Source organism: Cupriavidus sp. 291-E7 (assembly GCF_057798835.1).
On record NZ_JBYOJV010000004.1, the window covers coordinates 16,644 to 31,836 of the forward strand.

The following is a 15,193-nucleotide window of genomic DNA, read 5'->3' on the forward strand; positions in this document are numbered from 1 at the left end:
CAGTTCCGGTGCAGCCGTCAACGTACGGGCTGGCGTCAGGCGATCTTGAATCGGGACACCGAGTTACGCAGTTCTTCGGTCAGTGCGGTCAGCTGGCGCACCGAAGTGGCGGTGTGGCGCGTACCGGCCGTAGTCTGCGCGGTAACCTGCAGAATGCCGTCGATGTGGTGCGCCACGTTGGTAGCCAGGCCCGCCTCGTGCGACGTGGTTTGCGCGATCTGTTCGATCAGCTCGGCCAGTTGCCGCGACACGCGGCCGATCTCGACCAGTGCGGCACCGGCGTTATCCGACAGCCGCGCCCCTTCCACCACGTCAGCCGTGCTCTGCTCCATAGCGTGCACCGCGTCCTGGGTATCGGTCTGAATCGTGCGGATCAGCGCGCCGATCTGCTTGGTTGCCTCGCCCGAGCGTTCCGCCAGGCGCTGCACTTCTTCCGCCACCACCGAGAAGCCACGGCCCGCTTCACCTGCCGACGCCGCCTGGATGGCAGCGTTCAGTGCCAGCACGTTGGTCTGTTCGGTAATGTCCGAGATCAGCTCGACGATTTCACCAATCTCTTGCGACGACTCGCCCAGGCGCTTGATCCGCTTCGACGTTTCCTGAATCTGGTCGCGGATGTCGTTCATGCCCGCAATCGCGTTCTGCACCGCCTGCTGGCCCTGCTCGGCCGCCGCCAGCGAGGCGCGCGCCACGTTGGCCGATTCGGCCGCGCCGCGCGATACCTGCGTGATGCGGTCCGCCATCTCCACCACCGACTCGCCGGTCTGACGGATCTGGCGCGACTGCTCTTCGGTCGTGGCGGCCAGCTGCACCGAGGTGTCCTGCACCTGCGACGAAGCGTGCTGCACCTGTCCGGCGGTCTGCTGCACGCGGCCCACCAGTTCCTTCAGTTCTTCCACCGTGTAGTTCACCGAGTCGGCAATGGCGCCGGTGATGTCCTCGGTCACGGTAGCCTGACGCGTCAGGTCACCGTCAGCGATGTCCTGCAGCTCGTTCATCAGCTGCAGAATGGCCTTCTGGGTCGCGTCGTTGTTGCGCTTTTCATCGAGACGGCGCGCTTCGGCTTCACGCTCGCGCGCTTCCGCTTCCAGTGCACGCACGCGCGAGTCGCGCAGGTACAGCGCCGCCAGGCCGGCCAGGCACAGCAGCGTGGCGATCGCCGACACCACCATTGCGCCGAACGTCCACGGCCGGTAACGCGCGCCTTCCGCGTAGGTGACCTGCAGCTGCTCCAGCTCGCCGCGCAGCGCTTCGTTGTCGTTGAAGATCTGCTGCTGTGCGCGCTTGGCCGCGATCAGGCCGGGCAGGTTCTGCAGAATCGTCTGCGTGGTCTTCTGCACCGCCTCGAAGCGCTGCGACAGCTGCTGCAGGTAGTTGCGCGTTTCCGGATCGGTGGCGGGCGACAGGCGCAGCGCTTCCGAGCCATTGGTCAGGCCGTCCAGCGTTTCGCGGAAGGTGTTCGTGTCCTTGCCCAGCAGGAACGCGGTTTCCGGGTTCACGCCTTCACCCGAAAGAAACTCGTTCAGGTTCTTGCCCAGGCGCTGCGTCAGCATCACCAGCTGGGCCGAGGCCGCAACCTCGCGGGTGTTCGAACCGGCCTGCAGCTTGATGGCGGCCACCTGTTCGGCCGCTTCGAGCAGTTCGGGGTTCGATGCGTTGAAGATCTGCAGCGTCTGGCCGATCGTGGTCAGAATGGGCTGCTGGGCCAGCACGTCGGCCGCGCTCTTTTCCGAGCGCTTCCAGGAACCGAAGGCTTTCTCGAGCAGCGGCTCGGCGGGCCCCGTGGTCGCGCGCACGTGCAATTCGTCGCTGCCGTTCTGCAGCGCCAGCAGGTCGGCGGTCAGCTTCTCCTTGGACTGCTTGAGCTGCGTGAACGCCTGCGCGTTACCCAGCAGCGCCACCGGCACCGCTTTACCCAGACGTTGCGAGTGCATCAGCATGCTACCGGCGATCTCGATCTGCGCCGCGCCGTTGGTTGCCTGGCGGTTATCGAGATAAACCGAAGCCAGCAGCGCCAGCAGCGACACCACCACGCCGCCGGTCAGCGCCCGTTGCTGGGTCGAGAACGGCATGCGCGACAGCCAGCCCGTCATGAGTTCCACCGGCGTTTGGCCAGGGCCGCTCTTGCCCGCGCCGCCCTTGGCGAATACCGACGCGCGAGGCGCGGCTGCTTCCGCGGCAGCACCTGCAGCGGCGGTGCGACGGCCCAGGCCGATCTTCTTGATACCCATAGCAACCCTCTGTTCGTTCGTTTTCTGTATGGTTCTTGTGCTCAGGCCGCGATGCGGCCGGCCTGCAGGAATGCCGGCGCCTCCAGCAACTGGCGGATATCGAGTACCTGCCAGTCGCGCCCCTCCCGGTCCGCAAAGCCCGCGCCGCGCCAGCCCTCGGGCTCGGCACCTCCCGCCGGCGTCAGGTCCACCGCATGGCGCAGCCCCACCACGCGCGTGGCGATGATGCCGCAGGCGCGTTCCACATGGCGCGACAGCACGACGATCTTGCTGCCGGGCTGCACTGGCGTCTGGCCCTCGCCGCAGAACATGCCGAAGTCGATCACCCCAAGCAGGTTGCCGCGCGCGTTGACCAGGCCGCGATACCACGGCTGCGTCAGCGGCACCGCGGCGGGCGGGCGCATTTCCAGCACCTCGCCCGTTTCCATCAGCGGCAGCAGCCAGTTGCGCTGGCCCACCAGCACGCCCAGGTAACTATCCACGGCGGGCAGGTTGCGCGCCTCGCGCAGGCGTCGTGCCAGCATGGCCTGGTAGTCATGCAGGCGGGTCTGGCGGGTTCGGATATCTTGGCGCGGCGCGGTCATGATCGGATACCAGTGAAACGTGAAACCAGTGATGTAACCAGTGACGGGGCCGTGCGCGGACGCCGCTGGCGTCCCCGGTCGGGACACCCGCGCCCACTTCGGCCCCAGGGCTGCCGCGTTGCGCTCAGTGCGCCAGCGCGGCGATCTTCGACAGCAGTTCCTCGCCGTCCACCGGCTTGACGATGTAGTCCGAAGCGCCCTGGCGAATGCCCCAGATGCGGTCCGTTTCCAGGCCCTTGCTGGTGCACATGATCACGGGGATGTCCTTGAAGCGGTCATCGCGCTTGATTGCACGGGTGGCCTGGTAGCCGTTCTGGCCCGGCATCACCACGTCCATCAGGATCAGGTCGAATGCTTCCGCCTCAAGGCGCGACATCGCCTGTTCGCTGTTGCCGGCCACCGAAACCTTGAAGCCCTTCTTGCCGAGCAGGTCGGACATGAACAGGGCTTCGGTGGGCGAATCGTCGACGATAAGGATTTTGCTGATGGTCATTGTGTTGTTCCTGGATACTTCAGGCGGCATCGATCATGCCGCCACGGCCGGGCGCGGCTCCTGCGCGCAGCCCGCCAGACAGGTCTGAATGGCCTGCAGCAGGGCTTCGCGGGAAAACGGCTTGGCCAGATGGTTATGGGCGCCCACGAGCTTGCCGCGCGAGCGGTCGAACACACCGTCGCGGGACGACAGCATGATCACGGGGATGGCGTGGAAGCGCGGGCTTTTCTTGATCAGGGAGCAGGTCTGGTAGCCATCGAGCCGCGGCATGAGGATGTCGCAGAAGATGACGTCCGGATGGAGGTCGCCCACCTTGGCGAGCGCCTCGAAGCCGTCCTCGGCCAGCATGACCTGGAATCCGGCCTGCGTCAGGAAGATTTCCGCCGTACGGCGGATGGTGCTGGAGTCGTCGATCACGAGCACCTTCACAGCGGTCTTGCCCACTGTGGATGCCTCGCTGGCACCGGCGGTGCCGCCGGCGTTGACCCCATCGACAGACGTGTCGTGTTCTGTTTGAGTGACCCGCATCTTGTTCCCGCGACCCGCGTCCTGCGTGACACAACAGGCGTAGGCATTCACTTGAGAACTTCCGCACGGCGCCACGCATGGCGGGCCGGCGGCCCCCGATTTTCCAATTCCCAGTCAAAAAACCCGGCTACCCGAGCCGGTGGCGGCGCTCTTCTGATCTGCGCCTGCCCGGTTACTGCATGTTTTTGTGCCGCGGCACCCCGTCTTCAGCCTGCCTTGCCATTGGCGGCGCGGCCGGACGGATGTTCAGTTTTGCCGCAGAGTGTGACAACTCGTGGGGGGGCCGTCAATCCGGACACCCCGGCGCCACGGGCCGTTCTGTCGCTTTGACGCGACGCGCGGCCATTTTCCGAGGATGGCCTCAGATGGCCACCATCTCGAAATCTTCCTTGCGTGCCCCGCATTCCGGGCAGGTCCAGTTGATGGGTACATCCTCCCATCGGGTACCCGGGGCGATGCCGTCTTCCGGCGCACCGGTGGCCTCGTCATAGATCCAGCCACAAATCAGGCACATCCAAGTCTTGTATTCCATATGCAGGCTTTTGCCAGTCTCAATTAAAATCCAGCGCATGATGGTACCCAATCGGCGCCGATGACGCCACCCGTGGGCCGGCATATTCGGCCCAATATCGCCGCGTTCGTGCAATTTGGCGTGCAGATGCCGTCTGAACGGCACGCTTTGACCCGCGATTGCCAGCTTTTCCGGCAACCGGCGGCAAAGCCCGCCTGGCCGCCCCCGGCCGGACGCCTGTCTATCCTCCAGTCTTCTCTTTTGGCCAGATTTCCATGTCCCGTAACCAGCAGCTCTTCGACCGCGCCCAGCAGACCATTCCTGGCGGCGTCAACTCGCCCGTGCGCGCCTTCCGTTCCGTCGGCGGCACGCCGCGCTTCATCACCCGGGCCGAAGGCGCATACATGTGGGATGCCGATGGCCAGCAGTACATCGACTACATCGGCTCCTGGGGTCCGATGATCGTCGGCCACGCGCACCCCGACGTGGTGCGCGCCGTGCAGGAAACCGCCGCGCACAGTTTCTCGTTCGGCGCCCCGACCGAGGCCGAGATCGTGATGGCCGAGGAAATCTGCAAGCTCGTGCCGTCGATCGAGCAGGTGCGGCTGGTGTCGTCCGGCACCGAAGCCACCATGAGCGCGCTGCGGCTGGCGCGCGGCTTCACGGGCCGCGATCTGATCATCAAGTTCGAGGGCTGCTATCACGGCCACGCGGACAGCCTGCTGGTCAAGGCCGGATCGGGGCTGCTGACTTTTGCCGACACCACGCAGAATGCGCCGTCGTCGGCCGGCGTGCCCGCCGACGTGACGCGCCACACGATGGTGCTCGAGTACAACAACGTGACCCAGCTCGAAGAAGCGTTCGCGCGTCACAAGGGCGAGATCGCGGCGGTCATCGTCGAGGTCGTGGCCGGCAACATGAACCTGGTTCGCGCCAGCGAAGCCTTCCTGAAGACGATGCGCAACCTGTGCAGCGAGCATGGCAGCGTGCTGATCTTCGACGAAGTGATGACGGGCTTCCGCGTGGCGCTGGGCGGCGCGCAGTCGCACTACGGCATCAGCCCGGACATGACCTGCCTGGGCAAGGTGATTGGCGGCGGCATGCCCGCGGCGGCGTTCGGCGGACGGCGCGACATCATGGCCAAACTGGCGCCGCTGGGCGGGGTCTACCAGGCCGGCACGCTGTCGGGCAATCCGCTTGCCGTGGCCGCCGGCCTGAGCACGCTGAAGCTGATCCAGGCGCCGGGCTTCTATGAGAATCTGACCGCGCAGACACGCAAGCTGGCCGATGGCCTGACCGCCGCGGCACGGGCCGCCGGCGTGCCGTTCTCGGCCGACGCCATCGGCGGCATGTTCGGTATCTACTTCACCAACGACGTGCCGGCGAGCTTTGCCGAAGTGACGAAGGCAGACGTGGGCCGCTTCAACCGATTCTTCCACGCGATGCTGGCCGAAGGCGTCTACCTGGCGCCGTCGGCTTTCGAAGCCGGCTTTGTCTCGGCCAAGCACGACGACGCAATCATCGCGCGGACGATCCAGGCCGCGGAAAAAGCGTTCAAGGCAAGCTGACGCCGTCCAGCGCATCGTGCAGCGCCGCGAGCTGGTCCGCCAGCGCCGGCGATGCCGGTGTCATGGGTGGCCGAAGCGTATCGGCCAGCCAGCCCAGCCGCGCCAGCAATGCCTTGGCCGGGCCCGGATTGGGCTCGGCAAACAGTGCCTGGATCAGCGGCATCAGTGCGTGGAACAGGTGACGAGCCTGCTCGATGCGCCCTTCCACCACCGCGCGCCAGATGGCCACGAACATCTCCGGCCGGAAGTGCGCCGAGGCGATGATCGCCCCTTGCCCACCCAGCGCCAGCGTACCCAGCAACTGATGATCCTCCCCTGCAAGCACTGACAGCCGGCCGTCGGCAATCAGCGCCTGGGTGGTCTGCGCATTGCCGCCGCAATCCTTGATGGCGACGATATTGTCGTGCGGGGCCAGTGCCAGCAGCGTTTGCTGCGTCAGCGTGGCGCCGGTGCGGTATGGGATGTCATAGAGCACAACCGGCGCGCGCGACGCATCGGCCAGCCGCTCGAACCAGTCGCGCAAACCCGCCTGCGATGGGCGGATGTAGTACGGCGCCGGCGCCAGCACGCCGGCCAGCGGACGATTGTTGAGCCATTCCAGGCGTGACAGGACGTGGCCGAGATGGTTGCCGGCCAGTCCCATGATTACCGGCAGCCCGGCTGCGGCATCGAGCACGGTGTCCAGTACCGCGAGTTGCTCGGTCTCCTCCAGTGCCGCCGCTTCGCCGGTGCTGCCGCAAACAACGAGACCGGCAAGGCCGGTGGCACGATAGCGTGCGACCATGCGCCGCAGCGCGGCATGGTCGACAGCACCGTTAGCGAGAAATGGGGTCACCAGCGGCAACCAGATACCGTGGATCGAATGTCGTGTGGCTTGCATCAATACATCTCCGGATCGACCGGTTCGGAAAACCGCCGATGCGCGACGATGCAGGACCCACTGGGAGGATTGGAAAGAGGCAGGACCGCCCTTCCAGCCGAGGTGCTGTTCCGTCGCCCATCTGACGGAACAGCGCGCTCCGGTCAGACGAGCGACTGTTTTTTGGCTTTGGCGCGCGCGGCCAGGTCTGCCGCGCCCAGGACGGGAGCGGACACGACGGAGAAGAATCGGGCTTGGCGCGGCATGGCCATGAATCTACCGGCCCACCGCGACGATAGTCAAGCGGAACGCACTTAGGCCGGCAGCATTACAACGCTGCGCTACACTCCAGAATTGCCCATTCCGGAGATCGAGGAGTTCCTTGATGCGCACCGATACTACCCCCGCCCTGTTTCGCTGGTTGATGCTCGCCATGCTGGCCAGCCTGCTTTCCGCCTGCGGCTATAACGATTTCCAGAAGAAGGACGAGGCCGTCAAGGCCGCCTGGGGCGAGGTGGTCAACCAGTACCAGCGCCGCGCCGACCTGATTCCCAATCTGGTAGCCACCGTGAAGGGCTACGCCAGCCACGAACGCGAAACGCTGGAAGCCGTCACCAAGGCGCGCGCCCAGGCCACCAGCATCCAGGTCACTCCGGAAACGCTGAACGACCCCGAGGCGTTTGCGCGCTTCCAGCAGGCGCAGGGCCAGCTGACCAACGCGCTGTCGCGTCTGCTGGCGGTGTCCGAGAACTACCCGAACCTCAAGGCCGATGCGTCGTTCCGTGACCTGCAGTCGCAGCTCGAAGGCACCGAGAATCGCATTACCGTAGCCCGCCAGCGCTACATTGCCGCGGTACAGGACTACAACGTACTGGCGCGCAGCTTCCCGACCAACCTGACGGCAATGGTCTTCAAATATCCGGTCAAGCCATCGTTCACCGTGGAAAACGAAAAAGCCATTTCCACGCCGCCGGCCGTGAAGTTCTGACCGGCCCACACCAAGACGCCATCATGCGCAGGCTCGTCACGCTCTGGTTCCTGGCAATCGTGCTGGCCATGCCCGCATGGGCGGCCGACGGCTTCGTCGCCGTGCCGCCGCTCAACGCGCGCGTCACGGACCTGACCGGCACCCTGAGCACGGACCAGCGCAATGCACTGGAGAACGTGCTGGCCGAATACGAACAGCAGCGCGGCAGCCAGATCTTCGTGCTGATGGTGCCTACCACCGACCCGGAGACCATCGACGCCTACAGCATCCGGGTGGCCGACGCCTGGCGCGCCGGCCGCAAGGGTATCGACGATGGCGTGATCGTGCTGATCGCTAAGGACAACCCGCCCGGACTGCGCAAGATGCGCCTTGAAGTCGGGCGCGGCGTGCAGGGTTCGCTGACCGATGCCATGTCGAGCCGCATCCTGCGCGACGTCATGGCGCCGCACTTTCGGCAGAACGACTTCTACGGCGGCCTGGCCGCTGGCATTTCGGCCATCCAGGCTTCCATCGACAAGGAAGGACTGGCCGCGCCGGACCGCCGCAAACAGGGCAATGTCGAGATTGGCGACTGGCTGCCAGTGCTGTTTCCGCTGGCCATCATCGTGTTCTTCTTCCTGTCGGCCATGCTGCGGCGCGGTGGACAGCCGCACGTCGTGACCAGCCGCCGGGGCTGGCCCACCGGCACGGCCGGCGGGCTGGGCGGCATGACCGGCTATGAGATCGGGCGCCACTGGGGTGGCGGTGGCGGCGGAGGTTTTGGTGGCGGCGGTGGTGGTGGCGGCGGCGGCGGTTTCAGCGGCGGTGGCGGGGGCGGCTTCGACGGTGGCGGCGCGTCCGGGAACTGGTGAAGGAGACATCGATGCCCAAATCGAAGGCCTCGATCGCACGCGCGCTGCGCCATCTGGGCACTGGCCCCGGTGCGGCGCGCAAGGCATTTCCCGAGGAAGCGCGACGGCAGATCCAGGTAGCCGTGCACAAGGGCGAGCAGCATCACCGCGGCGAAGTGCGCGTGGTCATCGAGGCGAGTCTTCCGCTATCGCTGGCGTGGCGCGGCACATCGGCACGCGAGCGCGCCCGTGCGCTGTTTGGCGCGCTGGAGGTCTGGAACACCGAGGACCATTCGGGCGTGCTGCTCTACATCAACCTGGCCGACCATGCCGTGGAATTGCTTGCCGATCGCGGCATCGACGCCTGCGTTGATCCAAAGGCCTGGCAAGGTATCTGCGCGCAGTTGACGCAAGGCCTGGCGCGAGATCTGTCGGTCAAGCCGGTGCTCGATGCCATCGTCCAGATCCACGCACTCCTGACCGACCATTTCCCGGCCAGCGTCGGGCGCAATCCCAACGAACTCGACGATCGGCCCATCATCCTCTGACCGTCCGCGTCCGCGTCGGCGGCGCTGGCGGTTGGATATGGGCAGCAGTGTTACGGCTGCTTCTCCATCAGATACCAGATCGCTGCCAGGATCTGAACCAGCACCAGCCCGGCCCAGACCCACAGGTGCGCGGACACCGGGTAGTGGCCATTCGCCACCGGAAAGAAGTCGAGCACGAAACCGATGCCGACCTGGAACACGAACGTCGCCAGGAATACCGTCAGCGTCATGGCAGTGGTGGCGCGGCCGATCAGCGCATCGGGAAAGCGCCGCGCCAGCAGGGCGTAGGTCAGGATGCCGCTGGAGCCGAACACGCCGTAGGCGCCCCATAGCAGGCCAAGCGGCAGAAATGGCAGCCGCGCCATCAGCAGAATCTGAATGACGATGAACGCCATCATGCCGAAGCCGGCAAACGCATAGAGGCTGATGCCACGACGCTCCAGGTGGCGTGCGGCCCAGCCTGCGCCGACGCAGCCCGCCATCATCGCCAAGCCGATCACCGACACCAGCCGCGCCCCTTCGTGGGCAGACAGGCCCTGCACATCGCGCATGAAGGCGCTGACCCACAGCGTCTGCACGGCCAGAAAAATTCCCTGGTTCAGCAACGTCAGCGGCACCACGCGCCAGAAACGCTCGCTACTCAAGATCAGCCGTGTACCGCGCAGTTGCTCGGCAAAGCTCTCCTTGCCGACCCGTTTCACATCGGGCACACCAAACCACAGCAGCACGGCCATGCCAAAGGAGATGGCCGCCAGGCCCGCGCTGAGCGTGCGCCAATCCGTCCATGACAGCAGCCACGATAGCGGCGCGCCCACCACCACGGCGCCCAGTCCGCCGATGGCCATGACCAGGCCGTTCAGCAAGGGCATGCGCGACAACGGAAACCACATCGACAGTGCCTGGATCGCCGCACCGAGGCAAACCGAAACACCCACGCCGATCATCGCGCGCCCGACAGCCAGGCCGGCCATGCCCGGCGCCCAGGCGAACACGGGGGAGCCGGCCACGGCCAGCATCAGCAGCGCAGCTTCCGTGCGGCGGGGCCCGAAACGGTCCAGCAGGATGCCCGCCGGCAATTGCGCGCAGGCAAAGCCGAGAAAGTAGAAGCTGGTAAGCAGGCCCAGGTCGCCGGCGGTCAGGCCCAGTTCGCGCGTCAGGTAAGGCGCGAAGCCAAGGTTCACGCCTCGGAAGATGTATGACACCAGAAAGCCGAGCGAGAAGAACGCCAGCACACGCCAACGGGCCGGCGACGCATGGTTCGGCTGCGGCAAGGCGGCGGACGGATGCGTGGGATGAGCGGTGGAAGTGTTCATGCCCTGCATTGTGATCACCAGTGTGGTGCAAGACCAGCGAAAGATACCTGCGACAATTGTGAGTAGAATTTGACGACACTCAAATCCGACATGGTCACCAAGCGCCCCCCTCACCTGCCCCCGCTCCAGGCACTGCGCGCCCTCGAAGCCGCCGCGCGGCACCGCAGTTTCTCGCGTGCAGCCGAAGAGCTGGCACTCACCCACAGTGCCATCAGCCATCACATCCGCGCGCTCGAAGACAACCTTGGCACCAAGCTCTTCCAGCGTACCGGGCTGACCATGACCCCGACCAGCGCCGGTGCCCGGCTGGCCGAGCAGGTGCGCGGCGCCCTGGACCAGCTCGAAGTAGCCTTGCGGGAGGCAAGCGACGTGGCCGCCCCACCGGTGGTGCGGCTGCAGGTCAGCGTGATGGCGGATCTGGCCAATGCCTGGCTGATCCGTCGGCTGCCCAGTCTGCATGCGCAGGCACCGGAGCTGGATCTGCACCTGCGCCTGCACGCCGAGATTTCGCCCCCGGACCCCTACTCGGTCGATGTCGGTATCTGGCACCAGCGTGTGGACCTGCCCGGCTTCGAGTGCCACAACCTCATCGAGGACTATGTGATCGCGGTAGCCAGTCCCACGCTGCTGGCGCAATACCCCGGTTTCACCGTTGCCGACCTGCCCAGGCTGCCGATGCTGAGATTCGCATTGCGTCCCTGGCGCGACTGGCTATTGATGGCGGGCCTGCCGCCCGTCGAGCCCGAGCGCGGGCCGATCTTCCAGGACGCCGGACTGATGCTGCAGTCGGCCGTGGCCGGGCTTGGCGTGGCCACGGCGCGCTCCCAGCTGGCGCATGACTACCTGGCCAGCGGCCAGCTCGTCCAGATCGGCACCACCCGTATCGCGTCGAGCCTGCACTACTGGGTTACCTGGCGCGAAGGCAACCCGCGCGAAAAGGCCATTCAGCGCTTTCACGCCTGGCTGCGTGACCAGGTGGAAGAATCGGCATTCCCGCTTCCCACCTGAATCACTTCGTGTTGGCAGCGGTGCTTGTGCGGGTCAATGACTTCATTGCATGGATTTCATGTGCCGTGTCACCTGACATGGCCGCCTAGTACCGATCCTGGCCGGCCCTGAGCAGCTTGAGCCGCGTCTTTCCGTCCGGGGTGAAGTGAGTGCCGAATCGCACGAGCCCAGCCTGATGCAGGTGACAGCTCATGGTGAAACTGAGCAGCATCCCAGGCTCGGTCTCCTCGATCGCAATGTCGATGGACTTCAGGCGCGGCTCATAACGCAGCAGGGTGGTTTCGATTTCTCGCTTGAGCGTGTGGGCGGACGCCGGCAGATGGCGGTAGATGCGGGACAGATCGCCCAGCCCGTAGTCCGGCAGATGCGCGAGGCCACCGCGGCGGCTATTGAGAATGCGCTGGATGTTGTCCTGCACGGACAGGAAAGTCTGCGTGGCCGGGTCGAACTCGTCGACCGCCACGCCGTTCGCAAAGTATCCTGTCACGGCTTCAAACAGCCCCGGTCCGCCGCGCATCAACCTTGCTCCACGGCATCGGGCCTTTCGTCGAACTCCACGCCGATGCCATCCTCGTCGGAGAACGACAGCCGGATCGAAGCCGGGATCTGTCCGCCACCAACGCGCACAAGCAGTTCACGCGAGAGCACCGGCAGGATCTGCTGATCGAGCAGGCTGTCGATGTTGCGGGCACCAGAATCCGGCAACAGGCAGGCCCGGACCAGCTCGGCCACGAGCGCGTCGTCACACTGCAGCGGCACATCGAACCGGCGCTCGATACGGGCGGCAACGTTCGCCAGCTTCATGCGCACAATCGTGGCCATCGCGTTCGCGGCAAGCGGCCGGTACACGACGGTCTGAAAGCGCGCGAGCAACGCAGGCTGGAAGTGGTCCACCAGCTTCGGCCGGATGGTTTCCATCAGCATGCCGGGCGTCACGTCGCCACCTGCCTCTACGGTAGCCTGGCTTGCTGCCAGGATTTCATCGCCACCGAGATTCGACGTCATGAGAATAACGGTGTTGCGGAAATCGATCACCCGGCCTTCGCCGTCTCGCATAACGCCACGGTCGAACACCTGGTAGAACAGACTCAGCACGTCGCGGTGGGCCTTCTCGACCTCATCGAGCAGCACCACGCTGTAGGGCCGCTGGCGCACCGCCTCGGTGAGGATGCCGCCTTCCCCATAGCCAACGTAACCCGGTGGCGAACCCTTCAGTTGGGAGACGGTATGGGCTTCCTGGTACTCGGACAGGTTGATGGTGATGAGGGATCGCTCGCCGCCGAACATCAGATCCGCGAGCGCGCGCGCTGTTTCGGTCTTGCCAACCCCGGACGGCCCGACCAGCAGGAAGACGCCCAGTGGCGCATCCTCGGATTTCAGTCCAGCCTTGGCCGCACGCAGGCTCTTGCCCACTGCCGCCAGCGCATCTTCCTGGCCCACAACGACGGTGCCGAGGCGCGACTCCAGTTCGAGCAGCGTCGTGAGCTCGTTGGACAGCAGGCTGTCGACCGGCACTCCGGTCCAATCGGCAATGACCTGTGCGATGGCACTCTCATCGACTTCCACATGGATCAGCGCGGTCCGGCCTGGCTGCACCAGCGCTTCATGCGTGGCCGCGATCGCCGGCTCCAGGTCCCGCCGCGCTGTGTCATCCGGAGCCGATTGCCAGTGTTCGCGCAGGGACATCAGCACTTCGGCCGCATCTTTCTGCTCGGCAAGCGCATGGTCGAGTCGTGTGCGTTCGGCAGCCAGCGCGGTGAGCCGCATCTCAATGGCTGCCAGGCGCTCCTGATCCCCGGTGCCCATAGCGCCCTGGTCCTGCTGTAGCGCCGTGCGCTCGACTTCAAGGGCCGCCTGTTCCGCTTGGCAAATCGAAATGGCGACGGGTGTGGCCTCCTGGCTCATGCGCACGCGGGCCGCCGCCGTATCTAGCAGGTCAACGGCCTTGTCCGGCAACTGGCGCCCGGTCAGATAGCGGCGCGATAGACGCACGGCGGCCGCCACGGCCGCGTCGGTGATGTGAACGCTGTGGTGCAGTGCGTAGCGCTCCTTCAGCCCCCGCAGCATCAGACAGGCGCTTTCATCGTCCGGCTCATCGACCTTCACCATCTGGAAGCGCCGCTCCAGCGCCGCGTCTCGTTCGAAATACTGTTTGTACTCGGACCATGTAGTGGCGGCGATCGTGCGCAATGCTGCCGCGCAAAGGACTGCGTGAGGCAGGCATTACGCGCATGCGCGGCGGGTTCGCAGCCTTCCTGGACCTGTTTCACCACCGGATCGTCACGCAGTTCTACCGCGTGGCGCGCAAGTACCGCTATCCGGTGGGCTTTCGCAAGAGCGGCGAGGATGAGGTATCGCGCTGTCTGCTAAGCCTGTTGGGGCTGGGCTTCGGGCAACCGTCAGCGGACCAGGCCGTGCCCACGCGCAAGCTTCTGTCGATGCTCGGGCTGGCCAGCCAGCGCACGCGCACAGCCGAAGGTCTGGCAGGCGTGCTCCAGCATGCTGTGCCCGATGCGACGATCACGGTCGCGGAATTTCATGCGATCTGGGTGCCGATCGAATCCCCCGAACGGACACCGCTTGGGGAGAACTGCGTGCTGGGGCGCGGCTTCTACGACCGCTCCAACACGGTGCGAGTCGTGATTACCCCATCCTTGCGCGAGTCAGTGCTCGGGCTGATGCCGGGGCGTCAAACACACCGCGAGGTCATGGAGCTACTGCGCTTCTACCTCGGCTATGAAGTGAATGCGCATCTGGAGATGCACGTGCGGCGCTCCCTGATGCCGCCGCCGGCGCTGAATTCGCGGGAAGTCAGCCTCGGGTACACGACACAGCTTTGCTCAAGCCCGACGCAAGCGGCTGCGGAAACCGATGAAGAATTCACCCGCGTTCAACTGGGAACCTGGCGCGGCTACGCGCCTCAGTGCCGGAAACCACATTGAGGCGCCAACGCCAACGCAGGACAGCAACACGAATGACCGAAAGGACCAACAACATGAGGCGGCAGTTTCAGAACTTCCTCGCAGTGCTTTGCGCCACCGTTATCGCCGCCGGCTGCGGCATGGGCCAGGCTGTGACGGACAACACGGTGGCGGCAGCAAAGTGGGCGTTCACGACGCAGGTGAAGACCATGAATATCGACCTCACCAGCCGGGCGTCGTTGAATAAAAACGGCGGCGGACAATCGTTGTCGACCGTGGTGAGAATCTACCAGTTGAAAACACCGCAGGCGTTTGAGCAATTGAGCTACGCGCAATTCCAGGCCGACGATCTGGATGGATTGAAGGCCGACCTGCTGGCCACGAAGGATGTCGTGCTCAGGCCCGACGCCGCGGCGAGCATCAGCGAACCCATGAAAGAGGACGCGCAGTACGTGGGCGTCGTTGCGCTGTTCCGGGACAGTGGCAAGAGCGCCGTGTGGAAGCTGATCATCCCGAAGAAGCAGTGGAAGGCGACGGACCCCGTGAAGATCGTTGCGAACGACAACGTGCTGGAGCTGGCCGGTGTAAAGCCGGAGCCCGCCAAGCCGCAGGCGCCACAGCAAAGTGTTCCAGCGGCGCCGACACCGACCGCAAGCGAACCCGAAGGAGCCGCTCGCCGTGGCTAGGCCGGGCTTTTCTGCGTTGTGCGGCGGCAATGCGTGAGTGACCTGCCCTGGCAGGCGGCTTGACCCGCGCGCCAGTCTTCTGAAAAATGCTGGACAAACCCATCCCCATTTCTCAGCCCGTCCGC

General features: G+C 65.4%; 14 protein-coding genes and 2 pseudogenes. 7 read left to right on the forward strand and 9 right to left on the reverse strand.

All coding sequences use genetic code 11. From position 1 onward, the window contains the following. Positions 1-35 precede the first annotated feature (35 nt). The 5 genes from AC3FLX_RS08665 to AC3FLX_RS08685 form a co-directional block, all read right to left on the reverse strand. Positions 36-2,093: a methyl-accepting chemotaxis protein gene (locus AC3FLX_RS08665; protein ID WP_488696208.1), complete on the reverse strand. Its 2,058-nt coding sequence runs from the start codon at positions 2,091-2,093 to the stop codon at positions 36-38. A 179-nt stretch (positions 2,094-2,272) separates the two neighbouring features. Further along, positions 2,273-2,815 carry a chemotaxis protein CheW gene (locus AC3FLX_RS08670; protein WP_488695652.1) on the reverse strand — a complete coding sequence of 181 codons (543 nt, stop codon included), beginning with the start codon at positions 2,813-2,815 and terminating at the stop codon, positions 2,273-2,275. Positions 2,816-2,939: 124 nt separating this feature from the next. Further along, the gene (locus AC3FLX_RS08675) at positions 2,940-3,308 is read right to left on the reverse strand and encodes a response regulator (protein ID WP_488695654.1); all 369 of its coding nucleotides are present in this window, start codon (positions 3,306-3,308) and stop codon (positions 2,940-2,942) included. Between the two features lie 33 nt (positions 3,309-3,341). Next, positions 3,342-3,836 (reverse strand): response regulator, encoded by a 495-nt coding sequence (locus AC3FLX_RS08680; protein WP_488695656.1) that lies wholly within the window; start codon positions 3,834-3,836, stop codon positions 3,342-3,344. Positions 3,837-4,197: 361 nt separating this feature from the next. Then, a complete protein-coding gene (locus tag AC3FLX_RS08685; protein ID WP_414221383.1) occupies positions 4,198-4,368 on the reverse strand; it encodes a rubredoxin in 171 nt (56 codons plus the stop codon). 254 nt (positions 4,369-4,622) lie between these two features. On the opposite strand from AC3FLX_RS08685, the gene hemL reads away from it, so the two are divergent. After that, on the forward strand, positions 4,623-5,915 hold the full coding sequence (gene hemL / locus AC3FLX_RS08690; RefSeq protein ID WP_488695658.1) for a glutamate-1-semialdehyde 2,1-aminomutase: 1,293 nt from the start codon (positions 4,623-4,625) through the stop codon (positions 5,913-5,915). On the opposite strand, the gene dapA is transcribed toward hemL, so the two are convergent. Further along, positions 5,902-6,795: a 4-hydroxy-tetrahydrodipicolinate synthase gene (dapA, locus tag AC3FLX_RS08695; RefSeq protein ID WP_488695659.1), complete on the reverse strand. Its 894-nt coding sequence runs from the start codon at positions 6,793-6,795 to the stop codon at positions 5,902-5,904. The two genes, hemL and dapA, sit on opposite strands and share 14 nt — an antisense overlap. A gap of 364 nt (positions 6,796-7,159) precedes the next feature. Between dapA and AC3FLX_RS08700 the strand changes: the two genes are divergently transcribed. Genes AC3FLX_RS08700 through AC3FLX_RS08710 form a run of 3 tightly spaced genes read left to right on the forward strand, consistent with a single transcriptional unit; the run spans position 7,160 to position 9,140 of the window. Next, positions 7,160-7,762 carry a LemA family protein gene (locus tag AC3FLX_RS08700; protein ID WP_488695661.1) on the forward strand — a complete coding sequence of 201 codons (603 nt, stop codon included), beginning with the start codon at positions 7,160-7,162 and terminating at the stop codon, positions 7,760-7,762. Between the two features lie 23 nt (positions 7,763-7,785). After that, positions 7,786-8,613 (forward strand): TPM domain-containing protein, encoded by an 828-nt coding sequence (locus tag AC3FLX_RS08705; RefSeq protein WP_488695663.1) that lies wholly within the window; start codon positions 7,786-7,788, stop codon positions 8,611-8,613. 11 nt (positions 8,614-8,624) lie between these two features. After that, complete coding sequence (locus tag AC3FLX_RS08710) at positions 8,625-9,140, forward strand: TPM domain-containing protein (RefSeq protein ID WP_488695665.1); 516 nt, start codon at positions 8,625-8,627, stop codon at positions 9,138-9,140. A 50-nt stretch (positions 9,141-9,190) separates the two neighbouring features. On the opposite strand, the gene AC3FLX_RS08715 is transcribed toward AC3FLX_RS08710, so the two are convergent. Next, complete coding sequence (locus AC3FLX_RS08715) at positions 9,191-10,453, reverse strand: MFS transporter (RefSeq protein WP_488695667.1); 1,263 nt, start codon at positions 10,451-10,453, stop codon at positions 9,191-9,193. A gap of 90 nt (positions 10,454-10,543) precedes the next feature. Here AC3FLX_RS08715 and AC3FLX_RS08720 point away from each other — a divergent pair, with 90 nt between their 5' ends. Beyond that, complete coding sequence (locus AC3FLX_RS08720; protein ID WP_488696210.1) at positions 10,544-11,461, forward strand: LysR substrate-binding domain-containing protein; 918 nt, start codon at positions 10,544-10,546, stop codon at positions 11,459-11,461. 85 nt (positions 11,462-11,546) lie between these two features. On the opposite strand, the gene tssE is transcribed toward AC3FLX_RS08720, so the two are convergent. Both tssE and AC3FLX_RS08730 read right to left on the reverse strand, forming a co-directional pair. Beyond that, positions 11,547-11,978: a type VI secretion system baseplate subunit TssE gene (gene tssE / locus AC3FLX_RS08725; protein ID WP_488695669.1), complete on the reverse strand. Its 432-nt coding sequence runs from the start codon at positions 11,976-11,978 to the stop codon at positions 11,547-11,549. Further along, positions 11,978-13,666 (reverse strand): annotated as a pseudogene (locus AC3FLX_RS08730) (AAA family ATPase); the annotation flags it as partial. The gene tssE and the pseudogene AC3FLX_RS08730, both read right to left, overlap by 1 nt. Before the next feature lie 41 nt (positions 13,667-13,707). Here AC3FLX_RS08730 and tssG point away from each other — a divergent pair. Continuing rightward, positions 13,708-14,403: pseudogene (tssG, locus tag AC3FLX_RS08735) on the forward strand (type VI secretion system baseplate subunit TssG); the annotation flags it as partial. 32 nt (positions 14,404-14,435) lie between these two features. Beyond that, positions 14,436-15,068, forward strand: a complete 633-nt coding sequence (gene tssJ, locus AC3FLX_RS08740) for a type VI secretion system lipoprotein TssJ (protein ID WP_488695671.1) — start codon at positions 14,436-14,438, stop codon at positions 15,066-15,068. Positions 15,069-15,193: the final 125 nt, after the last annotated feature.

Coding starts and splice junctions, on each gene's coding strand:
- AC3FLX_RS08700 (WP_488695661.1), top strand. CDS start 7,160: ATGCGCACCGATACTACCCCCGCCCTGTTTCGCTGGTTGATGCTCGCC.
- dapA (WP_488695659.1), bottom strand. CDS start 6,795: ATGCAAGCCACACGACATTCGATCCACGGTATCTGGTTGCCGCTGGTG.
- hemL (WP_488695658.1), top strand. CDS start 4,623: ATGTCCCGTAACCAGCAGCTCTTCGACCGCGCCCAGCAGACCATTCCT.
- AC3FLX_RS08675 (WP_488695654.1), bottom strand. CDS start 3,308: ATGACCATCAGCAAAATCCTTATCGTCGACGATTCGCCCACCGAAGCC.
- AC3FLX_RS08715 (WP_488695667.1), bottom strand. CDS start 10,453: ATGAACACTTCCACCGCTCATCCCACGCATCCGTCCGCCGCCTTGCCG.
- AC3FLX_RS08670 (WP_488695652.1), bottom strand. CDS start 2,815: ATGACCGCGCCGCGCCAAGATATCCGAACCCGCCAGACCCGCCTGCAT.
- AC3FLX_RS08685 (WP_414221383.1), bottom strand. CDS start 4,368: ATGGAATACAAGACTTGGATGTGCCTGATTTGTGGCTGGATCTATGAC.
- AC3FLX_RS08665 (WP_488696208.1), bottom strand. CDS start 2,093: ATGACGGGCTGGCTGTCGCGCATGCCGTTCTCGACCCAGCAACGGGCG.
- AC3FLX_RS08710 (WP_488695665.1), top strand. CDS start 8,625: ATGCCCAAATCGAAGGCCTCGATCGCACGCGCGCTGCGCCATCTGGGC.
- AC3FLX_RS08680 (WP_488695656.1), bottom strand. CDS start 3,836: ATGCGGGTCACTCAAACAGAACACGACACGTCTGTCGATGGGGTCAAC.
- AC3FLX_RS08720 (WP_488696210.1), top strand. CDS start 10,544: ATGGTCACCAAGCGCCCCCCTCACCTGCCCCCGCTCCAGGCACTGCGC.
- tssE (WP_488695669.1), bottom strand. CDS start 11,978: ATGCGCGGCGGACCGGGGCTGTTTGAAGCCGTGACAGGATACTTTGCG.
- tssJ (WP_488695671.1), top strand. CDS start 14,436: ATGACCGAAAGGACCAACAACATGAGGCGGCAGTTTCAGAACTTCCTC.
- AC3FLX_RS08705 (WP_488695663.1), top strand. CDS start 7,786: ATGCGCAGGCTCGTCACGCTCTGGTTCCTGGCAATCGTGCTGGCCATG.